Source organism: Micromonospora sp. NPDC000442 (assembly GCF_042898635.1).
Lineage (GTDB): Bacteria > Actinomycetota > Actinomycetes > Mycobacteriales > Micromonosporaceae > Micromonospora.
Map to the genome: position 1 here is coordinate 375,150 of NZ_JBIAYZ010000002.1, position 18,059 is coordinate 393,208.

General features: G+C 70.7%; 14 protein-coding genes and 3 pseudogenes. 9 read left to right on the forward strand and 8 right to left on the reverse strand.

The annotated features are described in order from the left end of the window. Window positions 1-239 precede the first annotated feature (239 nt). Complete coding sequence (locus tag ACFY2A_RS04410; RefSeq protein ID WP_387168294.1) at window positions 240-836, reverse strand: TetR/AcrR family transcriptional regulator; 597 nt, start codon at window positions 834-836, stop codon at window positions 240-242. Between the two features lie 67 nt (window positions 837-903). Between ACFY2A_RS04410 and ACFY2A_RS04415 the strand changes: the two genes are divergently transcribed. Then, window positions 904-1,278 carry a nuclear transport factor 2 family protein gene (locus ACFY2A_RS04415; protein ID WP_363919169.1) on the forward strand — a complete coding sequence of 125 codons (375 nt, stop codon included), beginning with the start codon at window positions 904-906 and terminating at the stop codon, window positions 1,276-1,278. Window positions 1,279-1,320: 42 nt separating this feature from the next. Continuing rightward, window positions 1,321-1,956: an alpha-ketoglutarate-dependent dioxygenase AlkB gene (locus tag ACFY2A_RS04420; protein ID WP_387168297.1), complete on the forward strand. Its 636-nt coding sequence runs from the start codon at window positions 1,321-1,323 to the stop codon at window positions 1,954-1,956. Between the two features lie 59 nt (window positions 1,957-2,015). Here the strand turns inward: ACFY2A_RS04420 and ACFY2A_RS04425 are convergent, their stop codons facing one another. The 5 genes and pseudogenes from ACFY2A_RS04425 to ACFY2A_RS04445 all read right to left on the reverse strand — a co-directional run bounded on the left by ACFY2A_RS04425 (window position 2,016) and on the right by ACFY2A_RS04445 (window position 9,471). Beyond that, window positions 2,016-3,398: an RICIN domain-containing protein gene (locus ACFY2A_RS04425; RefSeq protein ID WP_387168300.1), complete on the reverse strand. Its 1,383-nt coding sequence runs from the start codon at window positions 3,396-3,398 to the stop codon at window positions 2,016-2,018. Window positions 3,399-3,611: 213 nt separating this feature from the next. Continuing rightward, a pseudogene (locus ACFY2A_RS04430) lies at window positions 3,612-5,693 on the reverse strand (DNA gyrase subunit A); the annotation flags it as partial. A 393-nt stretch (window positions 5,694-6,086) separates the two neighbouring features. Next, a pseudogene (locus tag ACFY2A_RS04435) lies at window positions 6,087-6,623 on the reverse strand (LAGLIDADG family homing endonuclease); the annotation flags it as partial. Between the two features lie 138 nt (window positions 6,624-6,761). Next, window positions 6,762-7,382: pseudogene (locus ACFY2A_RS04440) on the reverse strand (DNA gyrase subunit A); the annotation flags it as partial. 31 nt (window positions 7,383-7,413) lie between these two features. Further along, on the reverse strand, window positions 7,414-9,471 hold the full coding sequence (locus ACFY2A_RS04445; RefSeq protein ID WP_387168575.1) for a type IIA DNA topoisomerase subunit B: 2,058 nt from the start codon (window positions 9,469-9,471) through the stop codon (window positions 7,414-7,416). A gap of 353 nt (window positions 9,472-9,824) precedes the next feature. Between ACFY2A_RS04445 and ACFY2A_RS04450 the strand changes: the two genes are divergently transcribed. Further along, entirely contained in the window at window positions 9,825-11,081 is a 1,257-nt protein-coding gene (locus ACFY2A_RS04450) for a hypothetical protein (protein WP_387168578.1), read from the forward strand. A gap of 50 nt (window positions 11,082-11,131) precedes the next feature. Here the strand turns inward: ACFY2A_RS04450 and ACFY2A_RS04455 are convergent, their stop codons facing one another. After that, on the reverse strand, window positions 11,132-11,566 hold the full coding sequence (locus tag ACFY2A_RS04455) for an RrF2 family transcriptional regulator (RefSeq protein WP_387168303.1): 435 nt from the start codon (window positions 11,564-11,566) through the stop codon (window positions 11,132-11,134). Between the two features lie 157 nt (window positions 11,567-11,723). Here ACFY2A_RS04455 and ACFY2A_RS04460 point away from each other — a divergent pair, with 157 nt between their 5' ends. Next, the gene (locus ACFY2A_RS04460) at window positions 11,724-12,944 is read left to right on the forward strand and encodes a globin domain-containing protein (protein WP_387168306.1); all 1,221 of its coding nucleotides are present in this window, start codon (window positions 11,724-11,726) and stop codon (window positions 12,942-12,944) included. 80 nt (window positions 12,945-13,024) lie between these two features. Continuing rightward, window positions 13,025-13,879 carry an alpha/beta fold hydrolase gene (locus tag ACFY2A_RS04465; RefSeq protein ID WP_363919181.1) on the forward strand — a complete coding sequence of 285 codons (855 nt, stop codon included), beginning with the start codon at window positions 13,025-13,027 and terminating at the stop codon, window positions 13,877-13,879. A gap of 89 nt (window positions 13,880-13,968) precedes the next feature. Here ACFY2A_RS04465 and ACFY2A_RS04470 read toward each other — a convergent pair whose 3' ends face one another. Beyond that, window positions 13,969-14,502 (reverse strand): hypothetical protein, encoded by a 534-nt coding sequence (locus tag ACFY2A_RS04470; protein WP_363919183.1) that lies wholly within the window; start codon window positions 14,500-14,502, stop codon window positions 13,969-13,971. A 170-nt stretch (window positions 14,503-14,672) separates the two neighbouring features. Between ACFY2A_RS04470 and ACFY2A_RS04475 the strand changes: the two genes are divergently transcribed. The 4 genes from ACFY2A_RS04475 to ACFY2A_RS04490 all read left to right on the forward strand — a co-directional run bounded on the left by ACFY2A_RS04475 (window position 14,673) and on the right by ACFY2A_RS04490 (window position 18,053). Beyond that, window positions 14,673-15,920 (forward strand): NAD(P)/FAD-dependent oxidoreductase, encoded by a 1,248-nt coding sequence (locus ACFY2A_RS04475; RefSeq protein WP_387168311.1) that lies wholly within the window; start codon window positions 14,673-14,675, stop codon window positions 15,918-15,920. Window positions 15,921-15,945: 25 nt separating this feature from the next. Next, window positions 15,946-16,842 (forward strand): RNA polymerase sigma-70 factor, encoded by an 897-nt coding sequence (locus ACFY2A_RS04480; protein ID WP_387168314.1) that lies wholly within the window; start codon window positions 15,946-15,948, stop codon window positions 16,840-16,842. A 96-nt stretch (window positions 16,843-16,938) separates the two neighbouring features. Beyond that, window positions 16,939-17,577, forward strand: coding sequence for a hypothetical protein (locus tag ACFY2A_RS04485; RefSeq protein WP_387168317.1), 639 nt, complete (start codon window positions 16,939-16,941; stop codon window positions 17,575-17,577). A gap of 89 nt (window positions 17,578-17,666) precedes the next feature. Continuing rightward, window positions 17,667-18,053 (forward strand): hypothetical protein, encoded by a 387-nt coding sequence (locus tag ACFY2A_RS04490; RefSeq protein ID WP_363919191.1) that lies wholly within the window; start codon window positions 17,667-17,669, stop codon window positions 18,051-18,053. Window positions 18,054-18,059: the final 6 nt, after the last annotated feature.

The window sequence follows — 18,059 nt, forward strand, 5'->3', positions numbered from 1 at the left end:
GCGGCTGCTGTCCGAGTCGGGCTCCGTTGTGACGTCAGTCAGTTGCCTGTTGGTCGAGGAGCTGGGGCGGGGCGTGCGGGGGGTGCGGGCCGCACCGCGCCCCCCCCCCCCCCCCCGCCCGGCCATCGACAGGTAGGTTGTTGCCGCGCGACCCGCCGAGGCAGTGACAACAACCCTGTGGTGAACCAGCCGGTTGGGGCCAGCCGGGCGTGCCGACGGCCCAGGCGCGTCGTCGCCGGTCAGGACTCGCGGGCGCCGTAGAGACGCAGGATGCTGCGGCGCAGCATCGTCGCCGCCCGCGCGGTGGTCATCCGGCCGGCAGCGACCTCACCGCCGGCCGCATGACCGAGCGCGATGGTCGCGGACACCAACCAGACCGGGTCGAGGGTGCCGTCGAACTCACCGGCGGCTTGACCTTGGCCGATCAGCCGGGCCAGGCGCTCGGCGACCACGGCGTGCTGACGGTCGGAGTCCCCCTGGTCGATCGTGGTCACCGAGGGATGCAGCAGCAGCGGGTACCGGTCGAGCAGCCGCCAGGTGACGTCCAGCCAGCGCACCAGCGCCTCGGCGGCGGTGCCGCTGTCGACGTCGGCGGCGTCGAGCGCGGCGACGGCTTCGGCGGTGATGCGGTCGACGACGGCGGCCACCAGCAACTGTCGGGACGGGTAATGGGCGTACACGGTCTGGCGGGTGACGCCGGCCGCGGCGGCGACCTGCTCCACCTTCGCGTCCGGATGCCGACCGAGCACGCGCACGGCGGCATCCAGCACAGCGGCGGCGCTGCGCTCGGCGTCCGAACGCCTCCGTCGACGTCGCCCGTCCTTGACCTCTGACACGTTGTCCAAGTTACCGCCCGAGGTTAAGGTAGACACGATGTCAAAGCTAAGCCTTTGAGGGGGGCCAATGACGCCTCGCACCGATCTGACCAGCTATCTGATCCGCTATCCGCAGGAGGCAGGGCTGGGCGACGAGGATCCGGCGACCGTGCTCGACCGCTACCACACGCCGGACTACGAGCTGGTCAACGACGGTGTGTCACTCGACCGGAAGCGGCTGCTGGAGCACATCCGTCCGGCTCGCAGACGGGCAGCCGGTCTCCGGGTCGAGGTCCAGCAGGCGCTTGTGGACGGCGACCAGGTGGCCGCCCGGTACCGGCTCGTCGCAGAGCTGCGCAAAGGCGGGACCATCACCACGGAGATCTACATGTTCGGGGAGTTGGCCGCCGACGGCCGGTTGCGCCGCGCCGTCCAGGCCACCCGGATCCTCCCGTCGGCATGACTGTGTAGCACTGGTGTACTAAACACCTGCTAGGCTGCGGGCATGTCGCAGACCGCGTACCAGCCGTCGATGCTGGAGGTCACCGACGCGGCGCCCGCACTCGGCCCGCTGGTCGGGCAGCCGCGCCGGCACCCGCTGAGCCGGGACGCCTGGGTCGACCACCTGCCCGGCTGGGTGCACGGCTCCGACCAGGTCCTCGACGTGCTGCTACGCGAGGTGCCGTGGCGGGCCGAGCGACGCACCATGTACGACACCGAGGTCGACGTGCCCCGGCTGCTCAGTTGGTACGGTGCCGGCCGGCCGCTACCGCACCCGGTGCTGACCGCCGCCCGCGCGGCGCTGACCCGCCAGTACGCCGACGAGCTTGGCGAGCCCTTCGTCACCGCCGGCATGTGCCTCTACCGCGACGGCCGGGACAGCGTCGCCTGGCACGGCGACACCCAGGGCCGCTCCGCGCACACCGACACCATGGTCGCCATCGTCTCCTTCGGCTCCCCCCGCCAGCTGCTCCTCCGCCCGCGCGGCGGCGGGACCAGCCTGCGGTTTCCGCTCGGCCACGGCGACCTGGTGGTGATGGGTGGCTCCTGCCAGCGCACCTGGGAACATGCCATACCGAAGACCTCCCGCCCGGTCGGCCCCCGGGTCAGCGTCCAGTTCCGCCCGGCCGGCGTCGCCTGACCCACCGGTCGGGGCACGTCGGAGTCCCCGGCCTCGACCGGGGACTCCGACCCCTCGACTCAGAACTGCGCGAAGAACCGCCACACCTCGCCCTTGGTCCAGGTCCTGGCGCCGCTGTCGCCGCCGCCGTCGACCGGACCGGGGGTGTGGCCGCCGTCGAACGCACCCCACTGCACCGGATAGCCGGCGCGGCATCCCGAGTAGACGGTGGTGATGTGCGTCCGGCTGCCCGCCGCCGGCTCCGGCGGGTTCTGCGGGGTGCAGCCGTTGTTGCGGACGAACCTGTCACGCAACGACCGCCCGCTTGTGATGTTGTCGGAGATGCCGTGAATGCCGAAGTACGCGATCGGCTGGGTGCCACCACTGCACCCACTCAGTTCCCGGGGAGCGCCGTAGACCGCGACGGCCCGGAAGACGTTCGCGCGGGCACAGGCGAGGGCGTAGCTCATCGCCCCGCCGTAGCTGAACCCGAGGGCGAAGCGCTGTGCCGTGTTGACGCACAGGTCACTCTCGATCCGACGAATCATGTCGTCGACGAAGGTGACGTCCTCACCACCGGAGTTGGCCCAGCCGTTGCCGATGCCCTGGGGCGCGACCAGGATCGCGCTGTTGTTGGACTGTTCCTGCTGCCCGTAGTAGGCCCAGGCGGCCCCGTCGGCTCCACCGTAGGCGACATCGCCGGCGGTGCCGCCCCACCAGTGGAACGCGAACATCAACCGGTAGCGGGTGTTGTTGTTGTAGTTGGCGGGGATCCTCAGGATGAAGCTACGACTCTGGCCGCCGCTCTGGATGGTGTGCGTACCGTTGCCCAGCGTCGGAGTCCGGCCGCACCCCGCGCCCGGCTCACCGGTCGGTGGTGGCGACGTGGGGCCGCCACCGTCGACCCGGGCCAGTTGCCACTGCTGGTTGGCGCCGTTCCAGTCGGCGTACTGCACGATGTTCGCGCCGTCTGCGGTGGAGGCGCCCTGCACCTCGACGACCTTGCCGCTGTGCCGGCTGATCAGCCGGACGTGACCGCCGTCCGAGTCGGCCAACCGGAACTGCTGGTTGGTGCCGTTGTGGTCGGACCACTGCACGATCGCGGCGCCGTCGGCGGTCGACGCGTTCGACACGTCCAGGACCTTGCCGGAGTGCCGCGACTTCAGCCGGTACCAGCCTCCGCCGGAGTCCACGAACTGCCACTGCTGGTTGGCGCCGTCGTTGCGGGTCCACTGGCTGATCCGCGCGCCGTCGTTGGTCGCCAGGCCGTACACGTCCAATGCCTTGCCACTGTTGCGGTTGACCAGCACGTACCAGGCGTTCGGGTCCACCGTTGCCGCCGCTGCGGGTGCCGCGTTTACCGCGACGAGGCTGCCGGCCACCAGGGCCGCCGCACCGACCGCCGCCACGACCGACCGCCGCCGACGCCTGGGAGGAGAGGCGGGACGAACCTCACCATTCATTGATCCACTCCTTCGACTAGGACCACACGCGATCGGGAAGGACGCGTGTTGTCGCAGGCACCGACGTTGTGGATGGTGGTGTCGACACGTCGGGCCACCAGCGAGCAAGGCTCAACGTATCGTCGTAATACGTCATACGTCAATGACCGACATCGATGGATGACGGCGTGCCGGACGATCGTGTCCGGCACGCCGCAGTCGAGGAGCAGATACCTACTCGCGGTCGATCTGGTGACCCACCACGCCTGGGCCGAGCATGACGGCGAAGCCGGAACCGTCGCGGCGCGGGTCGGCCGCCGGCAGCTCCACCGCCTCACCGTTGGCCGTCGAGCCGACCGGCCGGGGACCGACCCAACCGACCACCACGTCGGTCTCACCCTTGAGGAACCGATGGGCACGCACTCCGCCGGTCGCCCGCCCCTTCGCCGGGTACGCCGACAGCGGCGTCACCTTGACCGTCGCGCCGGTCGAGGTGACCACCATCGGCTCACCGTGCTCCGGATCGTCGGTGCGGACCGCGCCGAAGAACACCACCCGCGACCCGGACGGCAGGGCGATCCCGGCCATCCCGCCGCCCTTGAGCCCCTGGGCGCGGATCGTCCCGGCGGGGAACCGCAGCAGCGCGGCCGCACTGGTCAGGAAGGCTAGCGTCTCGGCACCGTCGACCAGCCAGGTCGCCCCGACCACCGCGTCGCCGTCCCGCAGCCCGATCACCTCGAACTCGTCGGATCGCACCGGCCAGTCCGGAGCACACACCTTCACCACACCCTGCCGGGTACCGAGTGCCAGACCCGGGGAACCCTCCGCGGCAGCGCCGAGCGGCGCCAGGCCGACCACGGTCTCCCCCGGCTCCAGCGGCACCAGCTCGGCGGCCGACATCCCGCCACGCAACGACACCGTGCCGGCCTGCTCCGGCAGCACCGGCAGCGGCAGCACGTCCACCTTGAACGCCCGGCCGGCACTGGTCACCAGCAACACCCGCCCCCGGGCGGTGGAGTGCACCACGGCGCGTACCGCGTCGTGCTTGACCCGGCCGTGCCGCCGACGCCCCTCGGCGGACTCCTCCGACTCGGCCGCGGTACGGGCCACCAGCCCGGTCGCCGACAGGATCACCTGGCACGGGTCGTCGGCCACCTCCAACGGCCCGGCCGGGGCGGACGCGGCCAGCACCTCCTTGAGGTCACCGTCGACAAGCGTCGTCCGCCGGGGCGCGGCGAACTGCTTGACCACGGCGGCCAACTCGTCGGAGACGACCTTCTTCAGCACGTTCTCGTCGTCGAGGATGGTGGACAGCTCGGCGATCTCGGCACGCAGTTTCTGCTGCTCCGCCTCCAGCTCCAGCCGGTCGTACTTGGTCAACCGGCGCAGCGGAGTGTCCAGGATGTAGTTGGCCTGGATCTCGGAGAGCTTGAACTGGCGCATCAGGCCGCTGCGGGCCGCCTGGGCGTCCTCGCTGGCCCGGATCAGCTTGACCACCTTGTCGATGTCGAGCAGGGCGATCAGCAGACCGTCGACCAGGTGCAGCCGCTCCTCCCGCTTACGCTTGCGGTACGCGCTGCGCCGGGTCACCACCTCGTAGCGGTGGGCCAGGAACACCTCCAGCAGCTCCTTGAGCCCCAGGGTGCGCGGCTGCCCGTCGACCAGCACCAGGTTGTTTACGCCGAAGGACTGCTCCAGCGGGGTCAACCGGTAGAGATCGGCGAGCAGTGCCTGCGGGTTCACGCCGACCTTGCACTCGATGACCAGCCGGGTGCCGCTCTCCCGGTCGGTGAGGTCCTTGACGTCGGCGATCCCGGTGAGCCGTTTGGTCTTGGTCACCTCGTTGGTGATCGCGGCGATGACCTTCTCCGCGCCGACGCCGTACGGCAACTCGACCACCGTGATGGCCTGCCGACCCCGGCTGCCCTCCAGCGGCCCGATCTCCACCTTGCCGCGCATCCGCACCACGCCCCGGCCGGTCTCGTACGCCCGGCGCACCTCGTCGAGGCCGAGCAGCATGCCGCCGGTGGGCAGGTCGGGACCGGGCACGAACTCCATCAGCTTGTCGAGGGTGGCGTTCGGGTGCCGGATCAGCCACCGGGCCGCCGCGACGACCTCGCCCAGATTGTGCGGGATCATGTTGGTCGCCATCCCGACCGCGATCCCGGCGGCACCGTTGACCAGGAGATTCGGGAAGGCGGCCGGCAGCACGGTGGGCTGGGTCAGTGACCCGTCGTAGTTGGGCTCGACGTCGACGGTGTCCTCGCCCAGCTCACCGACGAGCAGCATCGCCTCCCGCGACATCCGGGCCTCGGTGTTGTGGTTGACGAAACCACCTGCAAGGAAGGAATGGTCCTCGGTGTCGACCCTAATCGAGTAGACCTCGGCCGGCTCGCGGGACGTCACCTCTGCAATCCGCTCGAAGCGGTAACCGGAGTCCATCACGGGCAGGATCGTGGCAAGAACCTCGGGGTCCTTGACCCGATCGATGATCCGGAGCCGCTCGGTCTCCCAGCGCTCGACCCGGTCGAAGTTGTGCTGAGTCAGCCAACTGCGGCCCGAACCACGCTTGTCGAAGGCGAGCGCCCCCCGAACATACTCGGCCACGAATGGCACATGATCCTTGCTGAGTCGATGGGGGCGCAACGGTGAACGCCTGAGAACTCGATGCAGTACGGCTTGTTTGTTACGGAGGAAACCAACCCGGTTGGCGAATGCGGTGATGTTCCGCAACCCGGAGATGATCAACCGGTGCTCCACCGAGCCGCTGGGGCGCGTGTATTGCCGCCGACACGCGATGACGCCGAACTCCGCCAACAACTCTTGGGTCTCGCGGGCTAGGCGTTCGCTGAAGCTGGTGTACTGAACGGTAAAGCTGTCGTTGGCTACCCGGACGCCGCCATCCCCTTCGAACAGCGCCATCAGGAAGGCCCGCTTCACGCCCCAACCGCCAGTCCAAACGAACTGGGGGATGAACTTGTCCCGCGCTTGGCAGCCGATCAACTCGCCAAGTGGGCTGGCGCGGAACGCCGCCATTCCACCCACGTACTCCTGGACATCCAATTCCTGGATGCGCTTGCGGTCACGGCGAGTGTGCCGCTCGCTCACATAACGCCGCCCACCGACAATCTGGTCATAGGCGTGCAGCACCTCACCGAAAAAGTGCTCGTCAGTGTTGTTGAAACCTGCTCTAGACTCGTTCGCGAACCCTTCAGAGACCCATGCTCCGCCGAGAATTCCCAGCATGTACTCCCTGGCCGTAGGGGTCACCTGGTACCAGGCGTTCCGCGCGACGCAGACCACCGTGCCGGGCGCGACCTCATCAAGACGTCGCCATTGGAACACCGGCACACCGAGCGGCGCGTCCAGGCACAGGACGAGATGATTCTCGCTACCCCGGAGTGAGAACCCGGCCTCCGTACGGATCTGGATGGTGGGGTGAACTCCCGAATTAAAGACTTTGCTCGCCTGGACGGTCTTTCCGTCCTTGTCCAGCACTGCAAGATCGACATCAGCCTCGCTGTCGGGGGCGAGATCGACCAGTTCCTGGATCCGGGGACTTGAACCGTCGGCCAGGCGAATGCGGGTATCGCCCGTCACGCAGTATCTCGCCGCCGCCGGTCCATCGTCTGGGCTTCCAAAATTTCCATGCCCGTCGATGAGTGGCACGTTCAGCGAGAAGTCCTGCGCCAGCCGCACCATCGCGTCGTAGATCGCGGTGTCGCCGTGCGGATGGTACTTGCCCATCGCGTCCCCGACGATCCGAGCCGACTTCACGTGCGCCCGGTCCGGGCGGTGGCCCTGCTCGTACATCGACCAGAGGATGCGTCGGTGCACCGGCTTGAGGCCGTCGCGCGCGTCGGGCAGTGCCCGCGAGTGGATGACCGAGAAGGCGTACTCCAGGTAGGAGTCGGACACCTCGGTGGTCAGCGGGTTGTCGATGATCCGCGCGCCGGCCAGGTCGAACGCGGAACGGTCGACCTTCGTCTCCTTGCGGCGTGCCATGGCTCAGCTTTCCTTCCGAGAGACCCGATGGTCAGGCGTCGATGGCGTCACGGTCGACCCGGTCGGCGGAGTCGATCAGCCACTTGCGGCGCGGCTCGACCTTCTCCCCCATCAGCAGTTCGAGGATTCGCTCGGCGGCCTCGATGTCGTCCAGAGTGATCCGGCGGACCGCGCGGGTGGCCGGATTCATGGTGGTCTCCCAGAGCTCGTCGGCATCCATCTCGCCGAGACCCTTGAACCGGGGCACCGGGGTGACGATCTGCTTGCCGGCCTTCTCGAACCGGCGCACCGTCGACTCCATCTCCGCCTGGGTGTAGGTGTAGACGGTCTCCGGGTTGCGCCCCTTGGTCGTGATCTTGTGCAACGGTGGCATCGCGGCGTAGAGCCGGCCCGCCTCGATCAACGGCCGCATGTACCGGGCGAAGAGGGTGATCAGCAGCGTCCGGATGTGTGCGCCGTCGACATCGGCGTCGGCCATGATGAGCACCCGGCCGTAACGCAGCGCCGACAGGTCGAAGGTGCGCCCGGAGCCGGCACCGAGCACCTGCACGATCGCCGCGCACTCGGCGTTGTCGAGCACCTGCTGAAGGTTGGCCTTCTGCACGTTGAGGATCTTGCCTCGAATCGGAAGAAGCGCCTGATACTCCGCAGAACGGGCAAGTCGGCCTGTTCCGAGGGCGCTGTCCCCTTCCACAATGAACAATTCACTCCTGTCGATGCCTGAGGCGCGGCAGTCGACGAGTTTGGCGGGCATGGCCGCGCCTTCGAGCGCGGTCTTGCGGCGGGCCGCGTCCTTCTGCTGCTTCTGGGTGAGGCGTACCCGGGACGCGTCGACGATCTTCTGGAGGACCGTACGCGCCTCGGTGCGCGTCTTACGGTCGTCCAGCCAGGACTTGACGTGCTGCTCCACCAGGCCCTGCACGACCTTGGTGATGCCGGCGGTGGACAGCTCGTCCTTGGTCTGCGAGGTGAACTGCGGCTCGGGCACCCGGACGTGCACCACCGCCGTCATGCCCTCCAGGACGTCGTCCAGCGTGGGCGCGTCCTCCTTGGCCTTGAGCAGGCCCCGGGTGTTGCGCACGGCGTCGGCGAGAGTACGCGCCAGCGCCCGCTCGAAACCCTTGCGGTGGGTGCCGCCGTGGGCGTTGCGGATGGTGTTGGTGAAGCACTCGACCGTGCGTTCGTAGCCGGTGCCCCAGCGGAAGGCGATCTCGACCTCCGCCCGGCGCTGCACGTTTGACTGCATGACGCCGTTGGCGTCGGCGGCGTTCTCCCGGTACGTCCCCTCGCCGGTGACCAGCAGGGTGCCGGAGACCGGCCGGTCTCCGGCCGGTGCCAGGAACTCCACCATGTCGGTGAGGCCGTTGGGGTAGTGGAAGCGCTCCTCGGTGGGCTCCTCCGTGGTGCGGTCGCGCAGCGTGTAGCCGACGCCGGGGACCAGGAAGGCGGTGTGGCGCAGCTTGGCCCGCACGGCGTCATGGTCGAGCGCGGCACCGGTCTCGAAGTAGCGGGGGTCGTGCCAGTAGCGGATCGAGGTGCCGGTGCGGTGGCCGCGCTTCATGGCGCCGACGACCTGGAGCCCGGGGCCGGGGGTGAACGACGCGTCGGGGCCGTCGCCGTCGAAGATGCCCGGCACGCCGTGCCGGAACGACATGGCGTGCACCTTGCCGCCCCGACGCACGGTGACGTCGAAGCGGCGGGACAGGGCGTTGACCGCCGAGGCGCCCACGCCGTGCAGCCCACCGGAGGTCTTGTAGCCGGAGCCGCCGAACTTGCCACCGGCGTGCAGGCGGGTGAGCACCAACTCGACGCCGGAGATGCCGGAGCGGGCGTGCACGTCGGTGGGGATGCCTCGGCCGTTGTCGTCGACCTGAACCGAGCCGTCGGCGTGCAGGACGACCTCGACGGCGGTGGCGTGGCCGGCGACGCCCTCGTCGGTCGAGTTGTCCAGGATCTCGTTGACGAGGTGGCCCACGCCACGGCTGTCGGTGGAGCCGATGTACATGCCGGGCCGCTTGCGAACGGCGTCCAGCCCCTCAAGGTGCGTGAGGTCGTCGGCCCCATACAGGGTGTCAGGCTCTGCGGTCAACTGGTCGTACTCCCCGGTCTCGGCGATGTGCTCTCCCGCGCCGTCGGCGGTCGGCCCGGCGCGGGCACGCCGCAGCGAGCGTAGCCGCACGCCCCGACAACCTGTGCGGACACCCGCCCGGCACGCCGAGGGCCGCTGCTGGCGGACCTGCTGCGGTCAACGCCCCGGCCACCGGCCTTATGCCCGGCGGTGCTGCTCGACGCGCACCCGGGCGGCCGGTCACGGGAGCATCTGCGACCTCTGTGGGCCCGTCGGTCACAGATGTTTCCCACTGTTGACGTTCGTCACACCTGCGTGATCTCATCACGGCACCAGAGGATCTTTCACATTTCTATGAACGGATGGGGATGCCGATGTCCGCGTTGCGTCGTACCGCCGCCGCGATGGCCCTGGCCGTCACCGCGGCGACCCTCTCCACCGCCGTCGCGGCCCCCGCCGCCTCGGCCGCACCACCCACCGCGGCGGTGGCCCTCGGCGACAGCTTCATCAGCGGCGAGGGCGCCGGCTCCTACCAGCCGGTGGTCGACGTGACCGGCGTGGCGCGGGGTTTCCCGGGGTGGACAGCGCCCAACAGCGACGCCTTCTTCTGCCACCGCTCGGCCAACGCCTCACTGCACAAGGCGACGCTGCCCGGCATCCAGGACAGGTTCAATCTCGCCTGCTCCGGCGGCCAGCCGCACGACATCGCCGCCGCCTCGTCGGCCCGGACGAACGGCCGACAGGTCGCCGCCCAACTCGACCAGCTCCGCGCAGTCGCCCAGAGCCACGACATCGACCTGGTGCTGATCGGTCTCGGCTCGAACAACAGCTCGTTCACCTTCGGCGGGGTCGCCGAGAAGTGCGCCAACCGGTTCATCGCCGACGCCTGGACCGGCTGGTGGGAGTTCTGGGCGTACCTGAACGGGCCGGTGGAGCAGAAGCCGTGCACGGACGCCGACCTGGCCACCGCGGCACAGCTCACCGCCGCGACGGCGGAGACCACCGCGGCGGTACGCCAGATCCTGAACACGCTGCGCGAGGTGGACGCCGACGGCCAGCACCGGGTGGTGTTGCAGGACTACACCAACCCGCTGCCGCTGGACCTGGCCCCCACCTACCACTCCGAGGACAACCGGGACGACACCCGGGACAAGTTCCGCGCACTGGGTGCCGAGCGGTACGCGGCCGGCTGCCCGATCCACCGGGCGAGCCTCGCTCCCGGTCACCGGTTCTCGCAGGGCCTCGGAACCATCGTGCGCTCCGCCCGGGACACCCTGGCCGCCGAGTTCGCCGGCACCGATCTGGTCTACCTCAACGTGCAGCGGGCCTTCGACGGCGCCCGGCTCTGCGAGAACACGAACAGCCCGACCGGCACCCTGGCCACCCCGATCCGGCTGATGGACAACCCGCCGAACGGGACCTTCGTGACCAGCCTCTCCGGCAAGGACAAGATCGCCATCCAGCGGATCGCCAACACCTGTGTGAGCTACTTCCAGACCTGCCAGGAGTCGTGGCACCCGAACGCCGCCGGGCACCAGGTGCTGGGCCAGTGCCTCTCCGGCGCGGCCACCACCGCTGCCCGCTCGGTCGCCTGCGTACGCGGCTCGAACGGCACGATCAGCGTTTCCTGACCGGCTCGGGTACCGCCCGGACCCGCGAGGTCCGGGCGGTACCCCGTTGCTCATGATGCCGGTGTCGGGCCGAGGGCGAGCAGCACCGGCCCGGCCGGCCCGTCGACCAACTCGCCGAGGCTGACCCCGTCGAGGACGGCGAGGAACGCCTCCTGTGCCCGGCGCAGCTCGGCCCGCAGCCGGCAGGCTGTCCGCAGTGGACAGGCCGGTGCGTCGCAGTCGACCACCTCGCCGTCGCCCTCGAACGCCCGGACCACCTGCCCGACGGTGTACGCCGCGCCTTCGGCGGCGAACGCCACCCCGCCGAAGCGACCCCGGATGGTCACCAGCACGCCGAGGCGCTGGAGTCGCTGCACCACCTTGGCCACATGGTTGCGGGGCAGCGCCAACTGGTCGGCCAACTCGTCCACCGTCGTCCGGCGACCGGTCGCCGCGGCGTGCATGGCGATCCGTAGTGCCATGTCGGTGGACCTGTTGAGCTTCACGTATCGACCCTAGGCCGCGACGGCACGGTGCCACGGTCGGCCGAGGCGCCGGTGTGACCTGTGCGACCGTCGATCCGGGACCTTCGACCCTAAAACAGGTATCTGGGACTCCTGTTTTGTGTGAGGGCCCGAACGGTCGAACAATAAGGAGAACATCGTGCTCACGCAGTCCTCAGCAGCGGTGGTGTCGGTGACCCTGCCCGCGGTACGCGCGCACGGCGAGGCCATCACGCGGCGGTTCTACCAGCGGATGTTCGAGGCTCATCCGGAGTTGCTCGACCTGTTCAACCGGGGCAACCAGGCAAGCGGGGCGCAGCAGGCCGCCCTGGCCGCCGCGGTGGTCGCCTACGCCGAGCACCTGACCGGTGCGAGCACCATGCCCTGGGGGCCGATTCTGGACCGGATCGCCCACAAGCACGCGTCGCTGGGCATCACCCCGGCCCAGTACACCCTCGTGGGTCGCAACCTGCTCGCCGCCGTCGGCGAGGTGCTCGGCGATGCGGTCACTCCGCCGGTCGCCGCCGCCTGGGACGAGGTCTACTGGCTGTTGGCCTGCGAGCTGGTCGCCCGGGAGGCCCGGCTCTACGCGGCTGCCGGCCTGGCGGAGGGCGAGTCGGTGTGGCGGACGTGGCGCGTCACCGCCCGCCGACAGGAGACCAGTGACGTGGTGTCGTTCGCCCTGGCACCCGCGGACGGCACGGCCGCACCCACCTTCATCCCCGGCCAGTACACCTCGGTCGCCGTCGACCTCGACGGCGGTCGCGGTCAGCAGATCCGGCAGTACAGCCTCACCGGTCGCCCCGGGGCCGCCGACTGGCGGATCGCCGTGAAGCGGCTACGCGGGATCGACGGCGCACCCGACGGCCTGGTCTCGACCTTCCTGCACGAGCAGGTGGCGGTCGGTGACACGCTGCGGCTCAGCCCGCCCTTCGGCGAGGTCAATGCGGTGGCCGGAGACGGGCCGCTACTGCTGGTCAGCGCCGGTATCGGGCTGACCCCGGCGATGGCCGCGCTGGAGCATCTGGCGGTCACCGCACCACGACGCCCGGTGGTGCTGGTGCACGCCGACCGGGCCGGCGCGGCGCACGCCCTGCGCGGCGACCTGCCACGCCTGCACGCCGCGCTGCCCAACCTGCACACCACGCTGTGGTACGAGGACACGAGCGAAGCCACGCCAGGCGGACTCGCCGCCACGGTGAGCGGTGGTCGGGTCGATCCGGAGCTGATCCCGCTCACGCCCGACGCCCACGTGCACCTCTGCGGTCCGCTGCCGTTCATGAACGTGGTTCGCAGCGGTCTGCTGCGTCGGGGCGTACCGGTGGAGCGGATCGCCTACGAGGTCTTCGGCCCGGGCATGCTGCGCGGCGAGGCACACTGACTCCCCGGTCGTCCCCGGCGGGCCGACGCCCCGCCGGGGGCGACCCCCGGCCGCTACCTACCCGCCGGTAACCTGTGGTCGTGAACGCGGTGGAGTACCAGCAGGAGTTCGTCCAGGTCGACGGTGCCCGGCTCGGCATCCAGGTCTACCCGGAGCCCGACGGTGTGACCGACGCCCCGGTGGTGGTGATCGCGCCCGCGATGGGGGTCCGGGCCCGTTACTACCGACCGTTCGCCGCCGCGCTGCGCGCCGCCGGCCTCGCCGTGGTCGTGGCGGACTTGCGCGGAACCGGCGAGAGCACTCCAAGGCCGAGCCGGACCTGCCGGTACGGCTACGCCGACCTGGCCGCCGACATCGGGGCGGTACGGGCGGCGCTCAAGCCCCGGCTGGACGGCCGGCGGACCCTGTTGCTTGGGCACTCCCTCGGCGGCCAGGCCGCCGTGCTGCACCTGGCCCTGCACGGCGAGCACGAGGTGGACGGGCTGGCCCTGATCGCGGTCGGCATCCCCTACTGGCGTGACTTCGCCGGCCCCCGACGGTACGGGGTACTGCCGTACACCCAGGGCATCGCGGCCACCGCCCGGTTGCTCGGCGTCTGGCCCGGATGGGGCTTCGGTGGTCGGCAGGCACGCGGGGTGATCCGCGACTGGGCGCACACCGCTCGCACCGGACGCTTTCCCGAGCTGGACGGGATGGACACCGAGGCGGCGGTACGCCGGATCCGCACCCCGGTGCTGGCGATCAGCGTCGACGGCGACCAGTACACCCCGCATCCCACGCTGGACCGGCTCTGCGCCAAGCTGACCGCAGCTCCGGTCGAGCGTGAGCGCTACGGCGCACCGGGCACCGACCTGGACCACTTCACCTGGGTACGCGCCGCCGGCCCGCTGGCCGCACGGGTGGCCGATTTCGTCACCACCCTGCCCGCACGCTGACCCGCCGAGCGGCCGGTCGGGACTCCACGCGGGCTCCCCGACAGCCGCTCGGCCCGCCTAGTCGATCTTGACTGTCGGCAGGGCAGTGCCTAAGCCGACGGGCCGGCCGAACCGCGTCGGCGAAGCCGGAACAGCAGCCGGGCCACGGTCATCGGCAGCAGGTGCAGCACCACCACCAGCACGGCCGTCAGCGTCGCGTACTGGCCCACGGAGAGCCCGGCCACGGCCAGCACCACCCCGGCGCACACCACGGTGACCAGCGCATGACCCGCGATCCGCACCACGATCCGTCCCGGCGACAGGTTCATGTCGGGCTCGCCGGATCGCCGCAGAGCCGCGCCGACCGCCGCCGCGACCGCGGTCAGACCGGCGAACTGCAGGGCCCAGAGGGCGACCCGCCCGACACCGGCCTCGTCGGTCACCGACGGCGCGACGAGGGTGGCCAGCGCGAACACGACGAAGCTCGGTGGCCAGGTGAGGACGAAGGCGGTTGGCGCCGCCAGCGCGATCCTGCCCGGCAGGCTCGGCTGCGGGCGTACCTCCTGCTCGATGCGGGCCATCACCTCGCCGGGGGCCCACACGAGTTGGTGTTCCGAGCCCGTTTCGGGTGCCGGGTGCGCCATGCGGCGAGCCTAATGGGACCGGTCAATGCGATCGGGTGGGGACCTACCGGCGGCGGTCGACCACCGCCGCCCGGCGACCCACCCGAGGTAAATGTGACCTACGCCACTCGGCGGCACAGCGGCCAGGGCTGCGGTGTCTTGCGGCCGGACCCTGACGCGAAGGAGACACCATGACCCAGCACACGAAGGTGGTCGTCATCGGCGGCGGGTACGCCGGTGTCATGGCCGCCAACCGCCTGACCCGGCGCGCCGACGTGCAGGTGACGCTGGTGAACCCGCGGCGGAATTTCGTCGAGCGGCTGCGACTGCACCAGGTGGCGGGCGGGTCCGCCGAGGCGGTCGTCGACTACCGGGACATACTGGCCGACCGCGTCCGGCTCGAGGTCGATGCCGCGACCAGCATCGACGCGGCGGGCCACCGGATCACGACCTGGTCCGGTGGGACAATCGACTACGACTACCTGATCTATGCGGTGGGCAGCGGCAGCGTCGAGCCGGAGGTGCCCGGGGCGGCCGAACACGCCCACTCGGTCGCCACCCTGGAGGATGCACAGCGGCTGGGGAGGGTGATCGCCGCCGCGCCGCCGACGGCCTCGGTGACGGTGGTGGGCGCCGGTGCGACCGGTATCGAGACCGCCGCCGAGTTGGCGGAGGCGGGTCGTACGGTCACCCTGGTCTGCGGTGGGGTGCTCGGGCCTTACCTGCATCCCCGGGGCCGACGGTCGATCGCCCGCCGGCTGGCCAGGCTCGGGGTGACCGTGCTCGACGGCGCCGGCACGAAGGTGACGGCGGTGACGCCGGACGCCGTGCGGCTCGGTGACGGCCGGGAACTCGTCAGCACGGTGACCGTCTGGGCAGCCGGCTTCGGCGTGCCTGACCTGGCCGCGCGCAGCGGGCTGAGCACCGACGCACTGGGTCGCCTGCGCACCGACGAGACGCTGACCAGCGTGGACGACGTACACGTCGTCGCCGCCGGTGACGCGGCGGCGCCGTCGGACCGGCCACTGCGGATGAGCTGCCAGTCCGCACGTCCGCTCGGCGCGCACGCCGCCGACACGGTGCTCCGCCGGATCGCCGGTGAACCACCCGAGCCGATCAACATCGGGTTCTTCGGCCAGTGCATCGGGCTGGGCCGTCGGGCCGCCACCGCGCAGATCGCCTCCCGAGACGACACCGCGAACCGGTTCTACCTCGGCGGACGGCTCGCCGCGACCATCAAGGAGTACGCCATCAGGTCGGTGCTCAAGGAGCTGGCGCACGAGGCACGCGAACCCGGCTCGTACCGCTGGCCGTTCAAGGATGACAAGCGCCGCCAGGTGCTACGGGCCGGGCCCCGCACGGCTCCGTCCACGCGGAGCGTGCGTAGACCGGCGGTCGACGGCGCGGTCCGATCGGACCGCGCCGTGGACGTACCGTAACCCGCACGGAGGAGAGGTCGAGACAGTGAGTGATCGCGCCACCGAACCGGCGACCGCGACCTTCGTCGCCCACCGCAACCTGCTGTTCACCGTCGCGTACGAGCTGCTCGGGTCGGCCGCCGACGCCGAGGACGTCCTTCAGGAGACCTGGCTGCGGTGGATCGACGTCGACCTGGGACGGGTCCGCGACCAGCGTGCCTACCTGGTCCGGATCACCACCCGGCAGGCCCTCAACCGGCTGCGCACGATGCGCCGCCGCAAGGAGGCCTACGTGGGGTCGTGGCTGCCCGAGCCGCTGCTCACCGCGCCGGACGTGGCCGAGGACGTCGAACTCGCCGAGAGCGTCTCGATGGCGTTGATGCTCGTCCTTGAGACGTTGTCGCCGACCGAACGGGCCGTGTTCGTGCTGCGCGACGCGTTCGACGTCAGCTACGACGAGATCGCCGCCGCGGTCGGCCGCAGCCCCGCGGCCGTGCGGCAGATCGCGCACCGGGCCCGCCAGCACGTCAACGCCCGCCGTCCGCGCGACGTGGTCTCCCCCGGCGAGACCCGGGCAGCGCTGGAGTCGTTCCAGCGCGCCGTGGAGACCGGCGATCTCCAGGCGCTGCTCGACGTGCTCGCCCCCGAGGTCGTCCTGGTCGCCGACGGCGGCGGCGTGCGGCAGGCCGTACCGAACCAGATCATCGGCGCGGACAAGGTGGCCCGCATGATCGTCGGTGGTCTCGGCAAGGTGCCGGGCCGGCTGACCGCGGCGGTCACGTTGCTCAACGGCAGCCCGGCCCTCGTCGTACATCTGGATGGTGAGCTCGACGGCGTGATGGCGGTCCGGGTCGGGAAGGCGGGCATCGGCGGCCTCTACTACGTCCGCAACCCGGAGAAGCTGACCCGGGTCGAATCGGAGACCCGACTCGCCCGACGCTGAACGCCGGACCGTCGCGGGCGCGTCGCCCGAGTCACGGCGATTAGCCCCACCGAAGGTGGGTAAGCCGCTGCGCCCGACACGGCGGAAGGGGACCAGATGTCTGACAACCACACCGCACTGCGTTCGATGCACGACCTGGGCCTGGCGGCCTGGTTCGGCGGCTCCCTGATGGGTGCCTTCGGCGTCAACGGAGCCGCGGCCCGGATCGGCGACTCGACCCAACGACTTCCGGTGGCGTCCACCGGTTGGAACCGGTGGACGCCGGTCAACGCGGCGGCCATCGGCGCCCACCTCGCCGGGGCGGTCGGCGAGCTGGTGACCGAGAGTCCACGCATGGCCGCCCAGGCCGGCGTCGGCCGGGCCAGCACCGTGAAGACCGCACTGACCGTCGGCGCCCTGGCGGTGACCGGGTACAGCCGACTACTCGGCATGCGACTGGCAAAGGCCGGCCAGCCGTCCGTCGAGGGGATCACCGAGCCGAACCAGCAGACACCGGCGAACGTGGCGTCCTGCCAGCGCCAGTTGAAGATGCTGCAATGGGCGATTCCGGCGCTGACCGGCGCCCTGATCGTGGTCACCGCCTACATGGGTGAGCAGCAGAAGCCGGGGCAGGTCCTGCGCGGCATGCTCGGCCGCGTGGGTGGCCTGGGGCACACGTCGAAGACGATGGGCAAGGGTGCCGGCGGGATGGCGGCGGCCAAGGCGATCCGGCAGATGACGATGTCCGGCCGCTGACGGCGGGACTGCACGAACGCCAGCGCACCCATCTGCCGAGCGTCGGCGTCACGTAGGCCGGCGACCGGGCACCGATCAGCGAGGTGGCCATGACGGACAGGGACAGGCAGGACCGGGCACCCGAGGGTGTCGCGCCCTGGGGGACCACCGACGGCTTCGACGCGGATCCGCCGTGGGGTGCCGGTGAGCACTCCCCGATGGACGAGGGCAGCGAGGAGACCGCCGTGCCCGAGGGACGGCGTGGTGAACGACGCGCGGCCGGCACCGTCGCCGGTGATCCGACGGACCGGCCCGCCGGGCGGCACGGGTTCGGCTCGGTGGAGCCGACCCGTGCACCGGTGGCCGGGCCCGGTGCGCCGCCGGACCCGGCGCCGTCGCGGCGCAGCTTCCCCGACGACGAGGCCGACGGAGACCTGCCGGACAACGCGCTGGAGGAGGCGACCGGGATGCACCCGGAGGGAACCTGGCGCGGCTGAGCGCCA

What these genes read in the sequence shown, in the direction of transcription:
- ACFY2A_RS04415 (WP_363919169.1), top strand. Translation starts at nt 904, where the DNA reads ATGACGCCTCGCACCGATCTGACCAGCTATCTGATCCGCTATCCGCAG.
- ACFY2A_RS04420 (WP_387168297.1), top strand. Translation starts at nt 1,321, where the DNA reads ATGTCGCAGACCGCGTACCAGCCGTCGATGCTGGAGGTCACCGACGCG.
- ACFY2A_RS04425 (WP_387168300.1), bottom strand. Translation starts at nt 3,398, where the DNA reads ATGAATGGTGAGGTTCGTCCCGCCTCTCCTCCCAGGCGTCGGCGGCGG.
- ACFY2A_RS04450 (WP_387168578.1), top strand. Translation starts at nt 9,825, where the DNA reads ATGTCCGCGTTGCGTCGTACCGCCGCCGCGATGGCCCTGGCCGTCACC.
- ACFY2A_RS04470 (WP_363919183.1), bottom strand. Translation starts at nt 14,502, where the DNA reads ATGGCGCACCCGGCACCCGAAACGGGCTCGGAACACCAACTCGTGTGG.
- ACFY2A_RS04475 (WP_387168311.1), top strand. Translation starts at nt 14,673, where the DNA reads ATGACCCAGCACACGAAGGTGGTCGTCATCGGCGGCGGGTACGCCGGT.
- ACFY2A_RS04485 (WP_387168317.1), top strand. Translation starts at nt 16,939, where the DNA reads ATGTCTGACAACCACACCGCACTGCGTTCGATGCACGACCTGGGCCTG.
- ACFY2A_RS04490 (WP_363919191.1), top strand. Translation starts at nt 17,667, where the DNA reads ATGACGGACAGGGACAGGCAGGACCGGGCACCCGAGGGTGTCGCGCCC.